General features: G+C 74.4%; 19 protein-coding genes. 13 read left to right on the top strand and 6 right to left on the bottom strand.

The genetic code is table 11. The annotated features are described in order from the left end of the window. Window positions 1-136 precede the first annotated feature (136 nt). Complete coding sequence (locus H4O22_RS12385; RefSeq protein WP_182523704.1) at window positions 137-1,603, top strand: protein adenylyltransferase SelO; 1,467 nt, start codon at window positions 137-139, stop codon at window positions 1,601-1,603. Here H4O22_RS12385 and H4O22_RS12380 read toward each other — a convergent pair. Further along, window positions 1,579-2,061 carry an NUDIX domain-containing protein gene (locus tag H4O22_RS12380; protein WP_182523703.1) on the bottom strand — a complete coding sequence of 161 codons (483 nt, stop codon included), beginning with the start codon at window positions 2,059-2,061 and terminating at the stop codon, window positions 1,579-1,581. The two genes, H4O22_RS12385 and H4O22_RS12380, sit on opposite strands and share 25 nt — an antisense overlap. A gap of 23 nt (window positions 2,062-2,084) precedes the next feature. Here H4O22_RS12380 and H4O22_RS12375 point away from each other — a divergent pair, with 23 nt between their 5' ends. The 5 genes from H4O22_RS12375 (at window position 2,085) to H4O22_RS12355 (ending at window position 6,334) form a co-directional block, all read left to right on the top strand. Then, the gene (locus H4O22_RS12375) at window positions 2,085-3,806 is read left to right on the top strand and encodes a hypothetical protein (RefSeq protein WP_182523702.1); all 1,722 of its coding nucleotides are present in this window, start codon (window positions 2,085-2,087) and stop codon (window positions 3,804-3,806) included. 113 nt (window positions 3,807-3,919) lie between these two features. After that, a complete protein-coding gene (locus H4O22_RS12370) occupies window positions 3,920-4,126 on the top strand; it encodes a hypothetical protein (RefSeq protein WP_182523701.1) in 207 nt (68 codons plus the stop codon). Between the two features lie 53 nt (window positions 4,127-4,179). Next, window positions 4,180-4,650, top strand: a complete 471-nt coding sequence (locus H4O22_RS12365; RefSeq protein ID WP_182523700.1) for a hypothetical protein — start codon at window positions 4,180-4,182, stop codon at window positions 4,648-4,650. A 53-nt stretch (window positions 4,651-4,703) separates the two neighbouring features. Continuing rightward, the gene (locus H4O22_RS12360) at window positions 4,704-5,090 is read left to right on the top strand and encodes an ATP-binding protein (protein WP_182523699.1); all 387 of its coding nucleotides are present in this window, start codon (window positions 4,704-4,706) and stop codon (window positions 5,088-5,090) included. Between the two features lie 29 nt (window positions 5,091-5,119). Beyond that, the gene (locus tag H4O22_RS12355; protein ID WP_182523698.1) at window positions 5,120-6,334 is read left to right on the top strand and encodes an acetyl-CoA hydrolase/transferase family protein; all 1,215 of its coding nucleotides are present in this window, start codon (window positions 5,120-5,122) and stop codon (window positions 6,332-6,334) included. Between the two features lie 17 nt (window positions 6,335-6,351). Here H4O22_RS12355 and H4O22_RS12350 read toward each other — a convergent pair whose 3' ends face one another. Together H4O22_RS12350 and H4O22_RS12345 are read right to left on the bottom strand one after the other, a co-directional pair. Further along, a complete protein-coding gene (locus H4O22_RS12350; RefSeq protein WP_182523697.1) occupies window positions 6,352-6,792 on the bottom strand; it encodes a pyridoxamine 5'-phosphate oxidase family protein in 441 nt (146 codons plus the stop codon). 2 nt (window positions 6,793-6,794) lie between these two features. Beyond that, window positions 6,795-7,382: a hypothetical protein gene (locus tag H4O22_RS12345; protein WP_182523696.1), complete on the bottom strand. Its 588-nt coding sequence runs from the start codon at window positions 7,380-7,382 to the stop codon at window positions 6,795-6,797. Window positions 7,383-7,523: 141 nt separating this feature from the next. Here H4O22_RS12345 and H4O22_RS12340 point away from each other — a divergent pair, with 141 nt between their 5' ends. Next, a complete protein-coding gene (locus tag H4O22_RS12340) occupies window positions 7,524-7,973 on the top strand; it encodes a pyridoxamine 5'-phosphate oxidase family protein (RefSeq protein WP_182523695.1) in 450 nt (149 codons plus the stop codon). Here H4O22_RS12340 and H4O22_RS12335 read toward each other — a convergent pair. Then, window positions 7,966-8,883: a nitroreductase family protein gene (locus H4O22_RS12335; protein WP_182523694.1), complete on the bottom strand. Its 918-nt coding sequence runs from the start codon at window positions 8,881-8,883 to the stop codon at window positions 7,966-7,968. The two genes, H4O22_RS12340 and H4O22_RS12335, sit on opposite strands and share 8 nt — an antisense overlap. Before the next feature lie 149 nt (window positions 8,884-9,032). On the opposite strand from H4O22_RS12335, the gene H4O22_RS12330 reads away from it, so the two are divergent. Then, window positions 9,033-9,683, top strand: coding sequence for a response regulator (locus H4O22_RS12330; protein ID WP_182523693.1), 651 nt, complete (start codon window positions 9,033-9,035; stop codon window positions 9,681-9,683). Between the two features lie 33 nt (window positions 9,684-9,716). Further along, window positions 9,717-11,384, top strand: coding sequence for a GAF domain-containing sensor histidine kinase (locus H4O22_RS12325; RefSeq protein WP_182523692.1), 1,668 nt, complete (start codon window positions 9,717-9,719; stop codon window positions 11,382-11,384). A gap of 53 nt (window positions 11,385-11,437) precedes the next feature. Here the strand turns inward: H4O22_RS12325 and H4O22_RS12320 are convergent, their stop codons facing one another. Then, entirely contained in the window at window positions 11,438-12,523 is a 1,086-nt protein-coding gene (locus H4O22_RS12320; protein WP_182523691.1) for an NAD(P)H-dependent amine dehydrogenase family protein, read from the bottom strand. Window positions 12,524-12,582: 59 nt separating this feature from the next. Between H4O22_RS12320 and H4O22_RS12315 the strand changes: the two genes are divergently transcribed. Genes H4O22_RS12315 through H4O22_RS12300 form a run of 4 tightly spaced genes read left to right on the top strand, consistent with a single transcriptional unit; the run spans window position 12,583 to window position 15,536 of the window. Continuing rightward, window positions 12,583-13,320 carry an SDR family oxidoreductase gene (locus H4O22_RS12315; protein ID WP_182523690.1) on the top strand — a complete coding sequence of 246 codons (738 nt, stop codon included), beginning with the start codon at window positions 12,583-12,585 and terminating at the stop codon, window positions 13,318-13,320. Window positions 13,321-13,343: 23 nt separating this feature from the next. After that, on the top strand, window positions 13,344-13,892 hold the full coding sequence (locus H4O22_RS12310; protein ID WP_182523689.1) for a TetR/AcrR family transcriptional regulator C-terminal domain-containing protein: 549 nt from the start codon (window positions 13,344-13,346) through the stop codon (window positions 13,890-13,892). Between the two features lie 7 nt (window positions 13,893-13,899). Next, on the top strand, window positions 13,900-15,231 hold the full coding sequence (locus H4O22_RS12305) for a right-handed parallel beta-helix repeat-containing protein (protein WP_182523688.1): 1,332 nt from the start codon (window positions 13,900-13,902) through the stop codon (window positions 15,229-15,231). Window positions 15,232-15,236: 5 nt separating this feature from the next. Further along, a complete protein-coding gene (locus tag H4O22_RS12300) occupies window positions 15,237-15,536 on the top strand; it encodes a hypothetical protein (RefSeq protein WP_182523687.1) in 300 nt (99 codons plus the stop codon). Between the two features lie 10 nt (window positions 15,537-15,546). On the opposite strand, the gene H4O22_RS12295 is transcribed toward H4O22_RS12300, so the two are convergent. Continuing rightward, complete coding sequence (locus tag H4O22_RS12295) at window positions 15,547-16,332, bottom strand: hypothetical protein (protein WP_182523686.1); 786 nt, start codon at window positions 16,330-16,332, stop codon at window positions 15,547-15,549. Between the last annotated feature and the right edge of the window lie 11 nt (window positions 16,333-16,343).

Genomic DNA, 16,343 nt, shown 5'->3' with positions numbered 1-16,343 from the left:
GCCACTTCGTATGACGTCCCGGGCGGACACCAGCGCCGACTCGGCGGTCCCGGGCGGACACAAGCGCCGACTCGGCGGACCAGCGCGGACACAAGCGCCGACTCGGCGTCACCCCGGGATCCGTAGGCTCGGAGGCGTGACCCTCGCACCCCCGGAGACCCTGGCCCTCGACGACCGCTTCGCCCGTGAGCTGCCGGAGCTGGCGCTGGCGTGGCAGGCGGAGGAGACACCGGACCCGCGGCTGCTGGTGCTCAACGAGCCGCTGGCGGTCGAGCTCGGGATCGACCCCGCCGCGCTCCGCACCGAGGCCGGCCTCGGGCTGCTGACCGGCACCCGCCCGCCGGCGGGGGCGACCCCCGTCGCGCAGGTGTACGCCGGCCACCAGTTCGGCGGGTTCAGCCCGCGGCTCGGCGACGGCCGCGCGCTGCTGCTCGGCGAGCTGACCACCCCCGACGGCCGGCTGCTCGACCTCCACCTCAAGGGCTCCGGCCGGACCCCGCTCGCCCGCGGCGGCGACGGCCTGGCCGCCGTCGGCCCGATGCTGCGCGAGCACGTCATCAGCGAGGCCATGCACGCGCTGGGCATCCCGACCACCCGCTCGCTCGCGGTCGTCGCGACCGGCCGGCAGGTACGCCGCGAGACCCTGCTGCCCGGCGCCGTGCTGGCCCGGGTGGCGAGCAGCCACCTGCGCGTCGGCAGCTTCCAGTACGCCGCGGCGAGCGGCGACGTGGACCTCACCCGCCGGCTCGCCGACCACGCGATCGCCCGCCACCACCCGGCCGCGGCCGAGGCGGACCAGCCGTACCTCGCGTTCTTCGAGTCCGTCGTCGCCGCGCAGGCCCGCCTGGTCGCGCGCTGGATGCTGGTCGGCTTCATCCACGGCGTGATGAACACCGACAACATGACGATCTCCGGCGAGACCATCGACTACGGCCCGTGCGCGTTCCTGGAGGGCTTCGACCCCGCCACCGTCTACAGCTCGATCGACCACGGCGGCCGCTACGCCTACGGCAACCAGCCGGTGGTCGCCGAGTGGAACCTCGCCCGCTTCGCCGAGGCGCTGCTCCCGCTGCTGCACGACGACGAGCAGCAGGCGGTCGCGCTGGCTGTCGAGTCGCTGGAGTCGTTCCGGCCGGCGTACGCCGCTGCCTGGTCGGCCGGGATGCGCGCCAAGCTCGGCCTCCCGGACGGCCTCGACGATGCCGTCGCGGCTCCCCTCGTCGAGGAGCTGACGGCGCTCATGCAGTCCGGCAAGGTCGACCTCACGTCGTTCTTCCGCGCCCTGGGCCGCGCCGCCCGGGGCGACGCCGAGCCGGCCCGCGGCCTGGTCCTGGACCTGCCCGCCTTCGACGCGTGGCTGGAGCGCTGGCGCGCGCTCGGCCCCGACGGCGACGCGATGGACCGCGTCAACCCGGTCTACGTGCCGCGCAACCACCTCGTCGAGGAGGCGCTCGCGGCCGGCACGGCCGGCGACCTGGCCCCGCTCACGGACCTGCTCGAGGCCGTCACCGCGCCGTACGACGAGCGGCCCGGGCTGGAGCGGTACGCCGCGCCGGCGCCCGGTGACTTCGGGGAGACCTACCAGACGTTCTGCGGCACCTGACCGGGCCCGCCGACCCCGCCCTCGACGAACGCGCGGAGCGCGCCGCCGTCGTCGGCCCAGGCGGCGCGGAACGACGGGTGCAGGCGGAGGGCGTCGACCTCGCCGGCGGGGATCCACCGGTGCGCCTCGCTCTCCGCCCGGTCCTCCAGCTCGAGCAGCGAGCGGGGCTCGGCGAGCACGGTCTCGTACTCCCAGCCGCCGCACGACGCGACGTACGAGCCCCGGACGTCGACCGCGCCGGCGTCGACGCCGAGCTCCTCGTGCGCCTCGCGCAGCGCGGCCTCGACCGCGGACTCGTCGGCCTCGCGGGCACCGCCCGGGACCGACCAGGTCCCGCCCTGGTGGGTCCAGCGCGCCCGCCGTTGCAGCAGCACCCGGCCGGAGTCGGCGAGGAGCAGCCCCGCCGCGCCACGTCGTCCCCAGTGCGCGTGCCCGTGCCCGCAGATCGCCCAGCCCATGCCCCGAGACTAGGCTCGCCCCGATGAGGTCCCACGTCTCGCAGGTCGCCAGAGCTCTGGCCGCCTGGCTCGCCTACGGGCTCGCGGCGGCGCTGGTCGTGCTCCCCGTGGCCGTGGTGTGGGCGCTGCAGGACGCGTCCTTCGAGGACCGCCTCGGTGCGTTCCCGGTCGAGGTCTCCCTCGCGCACAACGGCGTCTCGACGCTCGACACCGGCATCCTGGGCGAGCTGTACTGGGAGCGCACCGGCACCGCCGGGCTCGGCGCGTCGATCCGCTCGACCGGGCCGCCCGAGGCGGGCGGCACCCTCTCGTCGTACGTCTCGCCGGAGTTCCTCCGCGCCAACGCCGCCTTCGTCGACGACCCGAGCGAGGTCGCCCGGGCGTACGGCCACGAGCTGCGCTCGGAGGTGCTCGGCCGGCTGCTGCGGGCCGAGGTCGTCGCGGCCGTGGTGCTCGGCGGGCTGCTGGCGCTGGCGTTCCGCGGCCGCCCGCCGCCCGTCCCGGCGTCCCAGCGCAGCCCGGGCCGCCGCGTCGCCCTCACCGCAGCGGGCCTGGTGGCCGCGACCGGCGTCTCGACGTTCGTCGCGGTGCAGGGCTTCCAGGCCTGGGACGGCAACCGGGAGATCGAGGCCGGCTACCCGATGCCCGGCGTGGAGGGCCTCAGCTTCAGCAGCGCCCAGACCGTCGAGGTGGCCCAGCAGGTCCAGCCGTTCATCGAGAAGAACACCGAGCGCATCCGGGCGGACGCGCGCCGGTACGAGGCCACCGCGACCGAGGCGCTCGAGGACGCCCTGCCGCTGCACGACCTGGCACCGCGCGAGGGCGAGCGGGTCGTGCTCGCCGAGGCGGACCCGCAGGGCAGCCTGGTCGGCACCCGGGTGCGCCGGGCGCTCTACCCGATGCTCGCCGAGGAGCTGGGCGAGGACGCGACCACCGTGCGCACGATCTCCGGCGACATCAGCTCCAACGGCACCGTGGCCGAGGAGGGGTTCGTGCGCGGCGAGGCCGCCGCCAGCCCCGACGTGCCGACCGTCGCGGTGAAGGGGGACCACGACTCCGAGACGACCGTCACCCAGCTCGAGGAGAACGACGTCCAGGTCCCGGACCTGGAGGTCGTCGACGTCGACGGACTGCTCCTCGCCGGTGCCGCCGACCCGGCGTTCAAGGCGCTCTTCGGCGGCCTGGTCACCAACGACTCCGGGCGCGAGGAGGACGAGGTCGGCGCGGACCTGCGGGAGGTCGTCGACGCCGAGGTCGAGGACGGCGAGGGGGTGCTGGCCCTGCTGCACCAGCCCCGCGCCGTCGCCGGCTACCTCGGCGTCGCGAGCACCGCGGAGCTCACGGTCACCGAGGGCCGGGAGACCACGCCCTGGGACGACGGCGTCCCCGACGCGCCGCCCGGCGGGGTCAACATCGGGCACCTCCACGACGCCGAGGGGCCGTGGGTGCTGTGGAACACCGGCGAGGACCCCGACGACCTGGTCACCTGGACGGTCGTCAGCCAGCTCGGGACGTCCGGCGGCGTCGAGGAGACGCCGACGTTCAACCGGTTCTCGACCCCGTTCTCGGTGCCGCTGAAGACCGTCTCGGTGCAGCTGCAGTACGTCGACGCCGACACCGGCCTGCACACCGGCTGGGCCGGGATCGACATCTCGCCGGAGGGCGCCGTCACGATCACTGACCGGATCGACCTGGGCCTCCCGGGCGGCGAGCCGCTGACCCGCGAGGAGCTCGGCCTGCCCTGACGCCGGTCCAGACGATCCGGATACGCCCCCGCGGGTCGGCAACCAACGGGGCTCGGGAGGCGTCATGGTAGGTGAGGAGCCCGACGGTGCTCCCGTCCGACGAGGAGACGCACGTGACCGCAGGGGAACCGCTCGCGCCGCTGGAGCCCGTCGTCCCGGTCGGGGACGCGTCCCGGCTGCCCGCCCCACACCTGCGCCTGGTCGTGGAGCCGGACGTGGAGCACGAGCACGAGTGGCGGCTGCGTGGCGTCGAGTTCGACGACGGCGGGTCGGTCCGCGAGTTCGGGTGCGGCTCCTGCGACGCGGTCTGGTTCGACTGATCCCGCGCGGCCCGGGGCGAGGAGGGCCGAGACCCGGTCGTTAGGGTGACGCCGTGACCCGCCGTACGACGTACCGCCTGACCTCCGCCGCCGCGGCCGCCGTCCTCGTGGGCGTCCTGGGCGCCTGCTCGTCCGACGACGAGGGCAGCGCCGAGGACCCGGCGTCCTCGCCGACCCCGTCGGCCACGCCGTCCTCGGCCGCTCCGTCGACCACCGAGTCGACCGCGCCCGAGTCCCCGAGCCCGTCGGCGAAGCCGGCCGGGCCCCAGCTGGACGTCGAGGTGTCCGGCGCCGACGTCGGCCCGAACGCCGAGGAGATCGAGCTCGAGGTGGGGGAGCCGCTGACGCTGCGCTTCGACTCCGACCGCGCGGGCGAGCTGCACGTGCACTCCCGGCCCGAGCAGTACGTCGAGTTCGGGCCCGGCCGGTCCGAGCAGAAGCTCGTCATCGACTCGCCCGGCGTGGTCGAGGTCGAGGAGCACGAGTCCGGCGTCGTGATCGCCGTCCTGCGCGTCGGCGGCTGACCGGATCGGGTCCGGGAGGATTGAGTCAGCCCCGGATGTGGCACTGGGGGAGCATGACCTCGCTGGTGCTCCCCGCCGTCCCGCGTTCGACGAGCGTCGCGCGCCGCGCGATGGTCGTCTGCCTCGGGAAGTCCGGCGTGCCGGCCGACCAGATCGACGACGCCGCGGTCGTGCTGAGCGAGCTGGTCACCAACGCCGTGCTGCACGGCGGCCGGAAGACCACCGACGACCACCTCGAGGTCACCTGGACCGTCCTGCGCGACCGGGTCCGGCTCAGCGTCCGCGACTCCGGGCGGTGCGGGCGACTCGCGCCGGGCCGCGCCTGCTCCGGGGCCACCTCGGGACGTGGCCTCCGGATCGTCGAGCACCTCAGTGACCGCTGGTGCGTGCAGGAGAACGGCGGCACGCTCGTGACCGCCGAGCTGGGCCTCGTGGGCTGACCGGATCTGCCGTCTGCTGGGATGGGTGGGTGGACCTCGCCTCGCACCTGAGCAACCTCCCGCCGGACCCCCGCGTCGTCGTCAGCGGCAACCACGCCACCCCGTGGCACACCCTGGCCCTGGTCGACGCGGCGCTGCCGTCGTACCGGCTCTGGATGCTCAACGCCCAGCCGGGCATCCCGGACCGCGACGGGGTGGTGCTGGAGACCTCGTTCGTGGGGCCCGGCATGCGGCGCAGCCCCCGGCTCTCCTACGTGCCGTCCCGGCTCTCCCTGGTGCCGACCCTGTTCGCCTCGGTGATGCCGCCGGACGTGGTCGTCCTGCACACGACCCGGCCGCGGGGCGGCAAGGTCTCGCTCGGCATCGAGGTCAACGTGCTGCCCGCGGCCGTCGAGGCGGTCCGGCGCCGCGGCGGCCTCGTGGTCGCCCAGGTCAACGACAGCCTCCCGTGGACGTACGGCGACGCCGAGCTCGACCTGGAGCTCGTCGACGTGCTGGTCGAGGCCGACGAGCCGCTGGCGCACGCGCCCGTCGTGGGCGTCGACGAGCCCTCGGCGCGGATCGGGGCGCTCGTGGCCGAGCGGGTGCCCGACGGTGCGACCCTGCAGGCCGGCATCGGGGCGGTGCCGGACGCGACCATGCGCGGCATGGTGGACCGCCGCGGGCTGCGGATCTGGACCGAGATGTTCTCCGACTCCGTGCTGGCGCTCGAGCGGGCCGGCGCCCTCGACCCCGCGGTGCCGGTGACCGCGTCGTTCCTCTTCGGCTCCCAGGAGCTCCTCGACTGGGTGGACGGCAACGAGCGGGTGCTGATGGCGCGCACGGAGGTCACCAACGACCCGGGACGGATCGCCCGCAACCCCGCCATGGTCAGCGTGAACACCGCGCTGCAGGTCGACCTGTTCGGCCAGGCCAACGCCTCGCGGATCCAGGCGCGCATCCACTCCGGCTTCGGCGGGCAGACCGACTTCATCGTCGGGGCGCTGCACAGCCCCGGCGGCCAGGCCGTGATCGCGCTGCGGTCCTGGCACCCCAAGGCCGACGTCTCGACGATCGTCCCGCTCGTCGACGAGCCCGTGACGTCGTTCCAGATGAGCGCCGTGGTGACCGAGCAGGGGGTCGCGGAGGTGTTCGGGCACACGCAGGGCGAGCAGGCGCGGCGGCTGATCGAGCACGCCGCCCACCCCAGCGTGCGCGAGGAGCTGCGCGAGGAGGCCGTCGAGCTCGGCCTGCTCGGTCCCTGAGCGTCGGTCCCTGAGCGCTACCCGGGAGCCGGGACGACCAGCCGCCGCCCGGTCACCTCGCGCGGACGGACGAGGACCCACAGCGGGCGCGGCCCGGCGGGCCACGGCTCGACGGGCGGCGGCGTCCCGTCGTCGCCGGTGTACCAGAGGTGCGCCGTCCCCTTCACGAGCACGCTCCACCCGGTGTGGCCGGCGTCGTCGAACCGGTCGCACTCCACGGCGACCCGGCTGTCGTCGGCCTCCCGCGCCAGCGCGGCGTACGCCGTGGTCCGGATCCAGAGGGTGCGGTCGGTGATCCCGTGGTTGACCGGCACGACGACCGGGCCCTCGGGCCCGGTCCAGGCGATGCGGCTGACGGTCTGCTGGGCGAGCAGCGTCCAGCACTCGTCCTCGGAGAGCGTGGCCAGCCGGCCCCCGTCGCGGGGGGCCGGCTGGGAGCTCGGTCCTGTCGGCGCCATGGTCAGCGGAGGACGGGGAACTTCTGGACCAGACCGGTCCGGCTCCACGGACGGCCCAGTCCCCAGGTGTCGCCGGCGCGGAGGGCGGCGAGGACGACCAGGGTGAGGGCGCTGAGCAGGTGGTCGTCGATGACCGGGTTGTTCTCCGGGGGCAGGACGACGGTCCACATCAGCACGTAGAGCAGGGCGCCGGCACCGGCCGCGAGGCGCATGCCGATCCCGAGGAGGAGCGCGAGACCGATGCCGGCCAGGCCGAGCATGAAGAGGGTGTCGGCCCACCAGGCGCCGGCGATGTCGTTGTACAGGCTCTTGAAGGGGCCGTCGGCGCCGAAGGCCAGGAAGCCCTCCGTGGGGCTGCCGCCGTTGATCCAGGCGGCGTCGCCGAACCGGTCGACCGCGCCGGTCTCGTCGCGGCCGGTGCTGAAGCCGAGGGCGAGGAGCTTGTCGAAGAAGGCCCACAGGAACGTGAAGCCGAAGCCGATCCGCAGGAGGGCCAGGGCGTGGCGGGCGAAACTGCCGACCGTGACCTCGTCCTGGGCCGTGGGGGTGACGTGGCGTTCGGTGGCGGTGTGCTCGCCGTGGACGGTCATGGCGGTGTTCCTCTCACTCGATGGTGCCTGTCGATGTGCCTCCAGGCTCCCGCCGATCCGCGTGCGGCGGGAGAGGCGGCGGTCACGGCTCCGTGCGGGTCTTTGGTCCCGTCCCCGGGCGGCAGGCGCGATGATCGGTCCATGAGGTCGGAGATCGAGCTGGACGCCGAGGACTGCCGCGCGCTCCTCGCCCGGGGGGTGGTCGGACGCCTCGCCTTCTGGGCGTACGACGGGCCGCGCATCCACCCCGTCAACTACGCCGTCGTCGGTGATGCCGTCGTGGTCCGCACCACGCCGACGTCGGGGCTGGCCCGGCTGGCCCGGGAGGAGCCGGGCGCCACGGTCGCCTTCGAGGTCGACGGCATCGACCACGCCGACCAGCACGGGTGGTCGGTGCAGGCCCGCGGGCCGCTGGCGGAGGTCACCGACCCCGACGAGCTGGCCGAGGTGGAGCGGACCCGGCCGCCGCGCACCTGGGCGCCGGGGGAGCGGACGGTCCTGGTCCGGCTGCGGTGGACCGAGCTCACCGGGCGGCAGCTCGGCACCGGCTGGGACGCGACCCGTACGGAGGGCTACGGCAGGGTCACCTGATCCGGGTCGGCCCCCAGGAGGCCAGCACGTCCCGGACCGGACGGCGCAGGGTCCGCGGCAGCGTGCTCCGCGCGATCTCCTGCCAGGCGAGGCGGACCACCAGCTGCGGGTGCAGGCTGCCGTCGAGCACCTCGTGGCGCAGGGCGTCCCGGGTCTCCCGCACCTCCACCACCTGGCTGACGGGGACGACCGAGAGCTGCTCGTCCGTGGCCCGCAGCCACAGGGCGCTCAGGGCCTCCCCGGCCCGCAGCCGGTCCTCCGGGGCGTCGTGGTCGGTGCCGAGGACGAGCACGCCGTCCGAGCCGGCGAGCAGGTCGTCGTCGGAGCCGCGGTCCACCCACAGACGCTGCTCCTCGCGCAGCCCGGGGTCGGCCGCCTGCGCGTCACGGGCCCGGGCGCACAGCAGCTCGGTCCGGTGCCGACCCGGCAGGTCGACCACGGGCACGACCACGACGCCGGCACCCGACGCGCTCGCCGCGAGGTCCTCGAGCAGGCCGGCGGCGACCGGCCACGAGGTGAACCGGCGCCGGTCGGTCACCCGGGCGGCGATCGCGGCGAGGTCGCGGGCACCGGTCGGCGACGGCGTCGACGGGACGAGCCGCGTCCGGGCGAGCAGGTCCGGGCGCCCGGGGTCCGGGAGCCGGTCGACGGTGGTGGACCAGCCGTGGGCCGCGGCCGCCAGCGTGAGGTGGTGCAGAGCCGCGCCGCAGCTGATCAGCAGGTTGCGCCCGTCGGGGTCAGACGCCGTGAAGAGACGGCTCTGGTCGGCGTACAGCTCGATCGTGTCGCCCGCGGCCCGCCACCCCCACGGCTGGGAGTTGTGCACGCTCGGCGCCCGGCAGGCCAGCCCGAGCAGGGCGTGCACGTCGGCCGGGGCAGGCGCGCTGCTGGCCATGCTGCGGGACGGCATGGATCCTCCTGGGTGGGTCGGGTACCCCCGATGGTCAGCCCCGACCCCGCCTCCTCATCAGGGTCCAAGGTCCCGAACCGACGGGCCGACGGCCCGGGCGTCGGCCCGGCGCCGTCCTCGGCGGGGCCGCGAGCCGCTAGGTTCGGGGCATGGCCGACGACCAGCGGGCCCCGATCCGCGTGTTCCTCCTCGACGACCACGAGATCGTGCGCCGCGGCATCCGCGAGCTGCTGGAGAGCGACGGCGACATCGAGGTCGTGGGGGAGTCCGGCCTCGCCGAGGAGGCGACCCGCCGGATCCCGGCGCTGCGCCCGGACGTCGCGATCCTCGACGGCCGGCTGCCCGACGGGTCCGGCATCGACGTCTGCCGCGAGATCCGATCGGTCGACCCCTCGATCCGGGCGCTGATCCTCACGTCGTACGACGACGACGACGCGCTGTTCGCTGCGATCATGGCCGGCGCCGCCGGGTACGTCCTCAAGCAGGTCCGCGGCAGCGACCTCCTCGACACGGTACGGCGGGTCGCCGACGGCCAGTCGATGCTCGACCCCGCGGTCACCGCGCAGGTGCTGGAGCGGCTCCGCTCCGGACCGCCCAGGGACGAGGGGCTGGAGCGGCTGACCGGGCAGGAGCAGCGCATCCTGGACCTGATCGCCCAGGGGCTGACCAACCGGCACATCGCGCAGGAGATGCACTTGGCGGAGAAGACCGTGAAGAACTACGTCTCCTCGTTGCTCGCCAAGCTGGGTCTCGAGAGCCGCACCCAGGCCGCGATCTACGTCAACCGCCGCAAACCCTGAGTGCCCCCGCCCGGGATTGGTAGCGTGCGGCGCATGGAGCCGGAGCCGCCGTCAGGGGTGGAGCAGTCCCTGGGGCTGGCGGAGGCGGACTTCGACGAGCTCCTCCGCGAGGTCCTGGGGCGGGTGCACGGCGTGCTCGACGAGCAGACCCGGCTGCGGCTGCTGCTCGACGCCGTCATGACGATGGCCGCCGACCTCTCCCTCGACAGCGTCCTGGCCCGGATCGTCGAGGTCGCCAGCCGCCTGGTCGGCGCACGGTACGCCGCCCTCGGCGTCATCGGCGGCGGTCCGCACCGGCCGTTGAGCACCTTCGTCCACCACGGCATCGACGACGAGACCGCGGCGAGGATCGGCGCGCTGCCGCGCGGGCACGGCATCCTCGGGCTGATCATCGACACGCCCGCGCCGCTGCGGCTGCACGACCTCGCCGAGCACCCCGCGTCGTACGGCTTCCCGCCGGAGCACCCGCCGATGAGCTCCTTCCTCGGGGTGCCCGTGCGGATCCGCGGCCAGGTCTTCGGCAACCTCTACCTGACCGAGAAGGAGGGTGGCGGCGACTTCACCGACTCCGACGAGGCGATCGTCGTGGCCCTCGCGGCGGCGGCCGGCGTGGCGATCGAGAACGCCCGGCTGTACGGCGAGGCCGCGCAGCGCCAGCGGTGGCTGACGGCGACGGCCGAGGTGACCCGGCTGCTCGTCGGCGGCGAGGCCGCCGGGTCCACCGACGAGGCCCAGGTCGAGGCCGACGCGCTGGCGGCCGTGGTGTCGCTGGCCTGCGACGCCGCCCGGGCGGACGCCGCGTGGGTGCTCCGGCCCGGCGTGGACGGTCCGGCCGTCGTGGTGGACGGCCCGGCCGCCGTCGCCGACGTCGGCGCCGCCGGCCTCGGGGCGCCCGACGGCCGCGATCGCGGGGACCTCGGACCCGCCGTCACCGTCCCCCTCCAGGTCACGGAGGGGCCGGGCGCCCTCCTGGTGCTGGCCTGGACCCACGAGTCCGCGCACCACCGCGAGCTCGACCTGTCCCTGCCGGCGGCGTTCGCCGAGCAGGCGGGGCTGGCCGTCCAGGTCGTCCGGGCCCGCGCGGCCCAGCAGCGGCTGGTGATCTTCGAGGACCGCGACCGGATCGGCCGGGACCTGCACGACCTCGTGATCCAGCGGCTCTTCGCGGTGGGCCTCGGCCTCCAGGGGACCGCCCGCCGAGTGGAGCAGGCCGAGGTCGCCGCCCGTCTCGAGGAGGCCGTCGACGAGCTCGACGCCACCATCAAGGACATCCGCCGCTCGATCTTCGCCCTCGGGGAGAGCGACACGGGCTCCGACCTCCAGGGCGAGGTCACCCGGATCGTCGAGCGGGCCGCGCAGACCCTGAAGTTCCGGCCGTCGCTGCGCTTCGACGGCCCGGTGCGCACGCTCGTGCCCACCGACGTCGCCCCGCACCTGCTCGCCGTCCTGGGGGAGGCGCTGTCCAACGCGAGCCGGCACGCGAACCCCTCCGCGGTCGACGTCCACCTCTCCGTCGGCAAGGACGTGTCGCTCACGGTCAGCGACGACGGCCGCGGGCTGCCCGAGGAGCGCCGGGAGAGCGGGCTGCGCAACCTGCGCCAGCGCGCCCAGGCCCTGGGCGGCACCTGCGAGGTGGAGTCGGCCCCCGGTCAGGGGACCACGGTGCGCTGGAGCGTCCCGGTCCGCCGCTTCGGCGCCTGAGCAGCGGCCGGGATCCCGGGAGAGGCCGGGGAGTACGCCGTGGCCCGCAGCCCTCAGCGCGCGACCGGGCCGGTGTAGGTGCCCCGCCCGGTCGGCAGCGGCAGGTCGAGCGTCGTCCGGATGCCCGGGGCGGCCGCACGCACGTCCGGGATCGCGTTCACGATCCGGCCGCAGGCCGCCACGATCGCGGCGTGGTTGTGGTCGCCGTGCTCGCTGCTCGGCACCACGTCGACCACGTAGCTCGGCTCGCCGATGATCTCGACCCGGTAGGAGCCGCCGCCGCTCGCCGGGCGCGCCCAGTCGGGGCGGAGGTCGTCGCGGGTCCGGGTCACGTGCTCGACCACGATGGCCGGGTGGCCGGCGACCATGCCGCTGATGGAGAACTTCAGGGCGGCGATCGTGCCCTTCTCGATCCGGCCGGCGGCGATGTCGTAGCCCTCCGGCGCCGGCTCGGCCTCCCAGTGCTCGACGACCTCGTCGACCTCGATGCCGAGACCGTCGGCCATCATCCGGATCGCGGTGCCCCAGGCCAGCGCGAGCACGCCGGGGAGGAAGAGCAGCGGCGTGTCGGTGACCGGCTTGCCGAAGCCCATCAGGTCGAACATCACCTCCGCGCCGTCGTACGTCGCGTAGTCGGCCAGCTCGTAGCACCGGATCTGCTCGATCCGCTGGCAGGTGCTGGCCAGCGCGAGCGGCACCAGGTCGCTGGCGAAGCCGGGGTCGACGCCGGTGATGTAGAGGCTCGCGCCGCCGGCGCGGGCCGAGGCCTCGACCTTGTCGATCACCTTGGCGGGCATCGTGCCCCAGGGGTACTGCAGGGTGCCCGGCGCCGAGCCCACGACGTCGATGCCGGCCTCGAGCAGCCGGCGTACGTCGTTGGTCGCCTCGACCGGGCGGGTGTCGCCCATCGCGCAGTAGACGACGCACTCGGGGGCCGCCGCGATGAGCGCGTCCAGGTCGCCGACGGCGGCGACGCCCGTGACGGTGTCGACGCCCGCGAGCTCCCCGGCGTCCTTGCCGACCTTCTCCGGCGTGGACGTGGAGACCGCCACCAGCTCGAACCGGTCGTCGGCGATGAGCTGGCGAAGGGTCAGTCGGCCGGCGTTGCCGGTGCTGACCTGAGCGACGCGGATGGGCATGGCGACTCCTGAACTGGAACGTGTTCTACCTGTCGGAAAACGATGTTATCGTCCCGCGCATGGGACGTGTCGAGGGCAAGGTCGTGCTGATCAGCGGGGGCGCGCGCAACATCGGCGGCGCCAGCGCCCGGCTGCTGATCGCCGAGGGGGCGCAGGTCGTGATCGGCGACCTGCTCGACGAGGAGGGCGCGGCGCTGGCCGAGGAGCTGGGTGACGCCGCCCGCTACGTCCACCTCGACGTGACCCGCGAGGAGGACTGGACCAGCGCGGTCGAGCACACCGTCGCGGAGTTCGGCCGCCTCGACGTGCTCTTCAACAACGCCGGGATCTTCAACGGCGGCAAGCTGCAGCGCTACCGCACCGACCAGTGGCAGCAGATGCTCGACGTGAACCTCACCGGCGCCTTCCTCGGCGCCCGCGCCGCGGCCGACGCGATGATCGCCGCCGGCGGCGGCTCGATCATCAACACCTCCTCGATCGAGGGCCTGCGGGGCACGCCCTGGGCGCACGGGTACGTCGCCTCGAAGTGGGGCCTGCGCGGGCTCACCAAGTCCCTGGCCCTCGAGCTCGCCCCGCACGGCATCCGGGTGAACTCGCTGCACCCGGGGCGGATCAGCACCCCCGCCACCGACGCGATGCCCGAGGACCTGATCCCGATCCCCCTGGGCCGCCCGGGCACCTGCGAGGAGGTGGCGGCGTTCGTGCTCTTCCTCGCCGGCGACGAGTCGTCCTTCGCGACGGGGGCGGAGTTCGTGATGGACGGCGGGACCGTCACCGCCATCCCGACCAAGATCTGAGCGCCGCGCCCCGGCGTACGGCGATGACGCGACAGCCGCTCACCGCGGAGCAGGTGTACGACGCGGCGCTGGCGATCCTCGACGAGGACGGCCTCGCCGGACTCAACGCACGGCACCTGACCCGCCGGCTCTCCTGCTCCACCAAGACGCTGTACCAGCTGGTCGGCAACCGCGACGCGATGGTGCGCGGCATCGTCCGGCACGCGTTCCTCCGGATGGACCTGGAGTTCCGGCCCGGACCGGACTGGCGCGACAGCCTGCGGAGCTGGGCGCGGACCCTGCACGCGGCGCTGCTGGCCCGGCCCTACCTCGGCAGCCTGATGACCGTCGAGGACCGGGACGCCACGGTGGCCTATGTGAACCGGCTGGTGGACGTGCTGGTCGAGGCCGGGTTCCGCACCCGGACGGCCGTCGAGGTCGCCGGCAACGTCGGCCACTGGACGATCGGCTCGACCCTGCTCGACCTCCGGGCACCCGGCGAGTGGGACCAGCCCGAGCGCTTCGAGGCCACGCTGGACTGGCTGGTGCGGGGCATCGACCAGGCCGTAACCCAGGGCCGAGAGGAGCGTTGAGCCCCGCGTGAGGCGATCCTGGCGACGAGTCCCGACCTGGCTGGCGGCCTGCTCCGTCGGCGTCCTGCTGAGCCTCGCCCCCACGGCCCCACCCGCCGGGGCGGCCGCGGCGGCGGCGGTCTACCACGTCAGCGCCACCGGCAGTGACGCCGGCAACGGCAGCCACGCCTCGCCCTGGCGCACGATCGCGAAGGCGACCTCGTCCGCGCCGGTCGGCGCCGTGATCATGGTCGGCACCGGCACCTACGCGCCGTTCACCGTCACCAAGGCGGGCCAGACCGTCACGGCGGCGCCGGAGGCGTCCGTGGTGGTGCAGGGTCGCGCCGGGGTCCAGGACGTCGTCCGGATCGCCGCTCCCACGGCGACGGTGAAGGACCTGACGGTGAAGGGCTGCGTGCCGAACCCGAACCCGGCCGGCGGCTTCAACGACAACGGCAGCAGCGCGGTGCGCATCCACGACGGCGCCCACGGGGTGACCGTCGCGGGTCTGAGGATCCGCGACAGCCGCGGCACCAACAGCCACGGACTGCGGTTCGGCTGCTACGGCATCCTCGCCCACGGCGCCAACGCGTCCAAGATCGTCGACAACGACATCGCCGGCACCGGCTCCGGCGTCTACGTCATGGGCGGCGGGGCCGGGACGCTCGTGGCCGACAACCGGATCCACGACAACGACGTGCTGATCCGCAACACCCCGGGCAACGACGACGACTACGGCGCCAACGGGATCAGCTTCGCCAACGTGAGGTCGCTCCCGGGCCCGGTGGTCACCAGGAACATCATCAAGGGCAACTTCGGGCCGTCGTCCGACTACGGCTTCGACGGCGGCGCGGTCGAGATCTTCAACTCCTCGCACGTCTCGGTCCTCGCCAACACCATCGCCGACAACGAGAACGTCCTCGAGACCGGCAACAGCCCGAACGGCCGCAACCTGCTGGGGGAGTGCATCGGCAACGTGTTCGCCGGCAACACCGTCAGCGGGCGTGCGCCCGGCAGCAAGCTGGACCGGTCCATCGGAATGATCCTGCGGTGCGCCACCGGCATGGTGGTCAAGGGCAACAGCTTCACCGGCATCGACTGGTGGGTCTACGAGATCACCACGGGCGACAAGTTCGCCAGCAACGTCAACGGCCTGACGATCACGGGCAACTCCGTGATCGCCGACCAGAAGGTGTACGCCCTCGGGGTCGACCCGTTCGCCACGGCGCTGGTGCTCGACGCCAACCGGATCCGCCACACCGGGAAGATCTTCGCCAACCACGCCGACGGATCGACCAGCCCGGACCTGGCCGACTGGCAGCGGCGCACGCTGCGGGACCTGACCTCCACCAGTCTCTGACCCCGGTGCCGACGATGTCTCGGGTGGGCCGGGTGCTCGCCGGTGCGGTCGCCGTCGTCGCCGCGACGGTGCTCCCTCTGGCGGCGTGGACGGCCGGTGCCAGCCGGTTCGGCCCGGCGGACCGCGATCCGCACGGCTTCGGCCTGATCCTCGGCGCGGTCCTGGCGATCGCCGCCGCCGTGGTCCTCGCGGCGGCGGCGCCCCTCGCCGTCCCGGCTGGTCAGCGGCCGCGGGTGCAGGTCCTGGGCGCGTCGCTCCTGGTGGTCGTCGTCGTGCTGGTCGTCGCCGCGGTCCTCACCGCCTGAGAGCGCCCGCTCAGGGCGACGCCGTCGGTGCCGGCGTCGTCGGGGTGCTCGACGGCGAGGGGGCCTGCTCGGGCACCTCGGCGGGCGACTCCGACGGCTCCTGGGTCGGCTCCACCGAGGGCGCCGGGTCCGACGGCTCCTCGGCGGGCCCCTCGGACGGGGCGTCGCTGGGCGCGGATCCGTCCGTCGGACCGGTCGGGTCCTGCTCGGGCCGGTCCTGGCGGTCCTGGTCCTCGTTGCCGTCGTCATCGGACGACGAGCCGTCGCCGGTGAACGTCGAGCTCGAGTCCCTGTCGCTGCCGCCGGTGTAGGAGGACACGCTGCGCCCGGTCACCGCCTCGAACGAGGCGATCACCACCAGGGCCAGCAGGAAGGCGCCCGCGGCGCTGAGGCCGATCCGCTTCCACGGCAGCAGGGCCAGCCGCTCCCGCAGGCTGGCCGTGGGCTCGCCCCCGTCCAGCGCGGCGCGGGCACCGTCCAGCTGGTCGTCGGCCGCATCCAGGTGCGCCTGGACCGCCCCGGTGTCGTTCCGGCGGCCGGCCCGTCGTACCTCGGCCTGGGCGAGGCCCGCCTTCTGCAGCGCCGCCTCCTGCGCCTTGGCCATCGTGCGCTTGCTCCGGGCCAGGCCCTGCGCGTAGAGCTGGCTCGACACGGTCACCAGGACGCTGCCGAGCGCGGCGCCGATCAGCGTGCCGGCCGCACCGAGGGTCGAGAGCAGGACAGCGGTCGTGACCGCCGCGAGCGCGCCCGCGATGGTCTTCACCCAGTCGATCTTGGTCTGGTCGTCGTCAGTCATCTCGGTCCAGA

The organism is Nocardioides dongkuii, from assembly GCF_014127485.1.
Taxonomy (GTDB): Bacteria; Actinomycetota; Actinomycetes; order Propionibacteriales; family Nocardioidaceae; genus Nocardioides; species Nocardioides dongkuii.
Note: the sequence above shows the minus strand (reverse complement) of the source record. Positions and strands in the feature narration are given on the sequence as shown.

Coding starts and splice junctions, on each gene's coding strand:
- H4O22_RS12380 (WP_182523703.1), bottom strand. CDS start 2,061: ATGGGCTGGGCGATCTGCGGGCACGGGCACGCGCACTGGGGACGACGT.
- H4O22_RS12375 (WP_182523702.1), top strand. CDS start 2,085: ATGAGGTCCCACGTCTCGCAGGTCGCCAGAGCTCTGGCCGCCTGGCTC.
- H4O22_RS12360 (WP_182523699.1), top strand. CDS start 4,704: ATGACCTCGCTGGTGCTCCCCGCCGTCCCGCGTTCGACGAGCGTCGCG.
- H4O22_RS12350 (WP_182523697.1), bottom strand. CDS start 6,792: ATGGCGCCGACAGGACCGAGCTCCCAGCCGGCCCCCCGCGACGGGGGC.
- H4O22_RS12345 (WP_182523696.1), bottom strand. CDS start 7,382: ATGACCGTCCACGGCGAGCACACCGCCACCGAACGCCACGTCACCCCC.
- H4O22_RS12340 (WP_182523695.1), top strand. CDS start 7,524: ATGAGGTCGGAGATCGAGCTGGACGCCGAGGACTGCCGCGCGCTCCTC.
- H4O22_RS12335 (WP_182523694.1), bottom strand. CDS start 8,883: ATGCCGTCCCGCAGCATGGCCAGCAGCGCGCCTGCCCCGGCCGACGTG.
- H4O22_RS12330 (WP_182523693.1), top strand. CDS start 9,033: ATGGCCGACGACCAGCGGGCCCCGATCCGCGTGTTCCTCCTCGACGAC.
- H4O22_RS12325 (WP_182523692.1), top strand. CDS start 9,717: ATGGAGCCGGAGCCGCCGTCAGGGGTGGAGCAGTCCCTGGGGCTGGCG.
- H4O22_RS12320 (WP_182523691.1), bottom strand. CDS start 12,523: ATGCCCATCCGCGTCGCTCAGGTCAGCACCGGCAACGCCGGCCGACTG.
- H4O22_RS12315 (WP_182523690.1), top strand. CDS start 12,583: ATGGGACGTGTCGAGGGCAAGGTCGTGCTGATCAGCGGGGGCGCGCGC.
- H4O22_RS12310 (WP_182523689.1), top strand. CDS start 13,344: ATGACGCGACAGCCGCTCACCGCGGAGCAGGTGTACGACGCGGCGCTG.
- H4O22_RS12295 (WP_182523686.1), bottom strand. CDS start 16,332: ATGACTGACGACGACCAGACCAAGATCGACTGGGTGAAGACCATCGCG.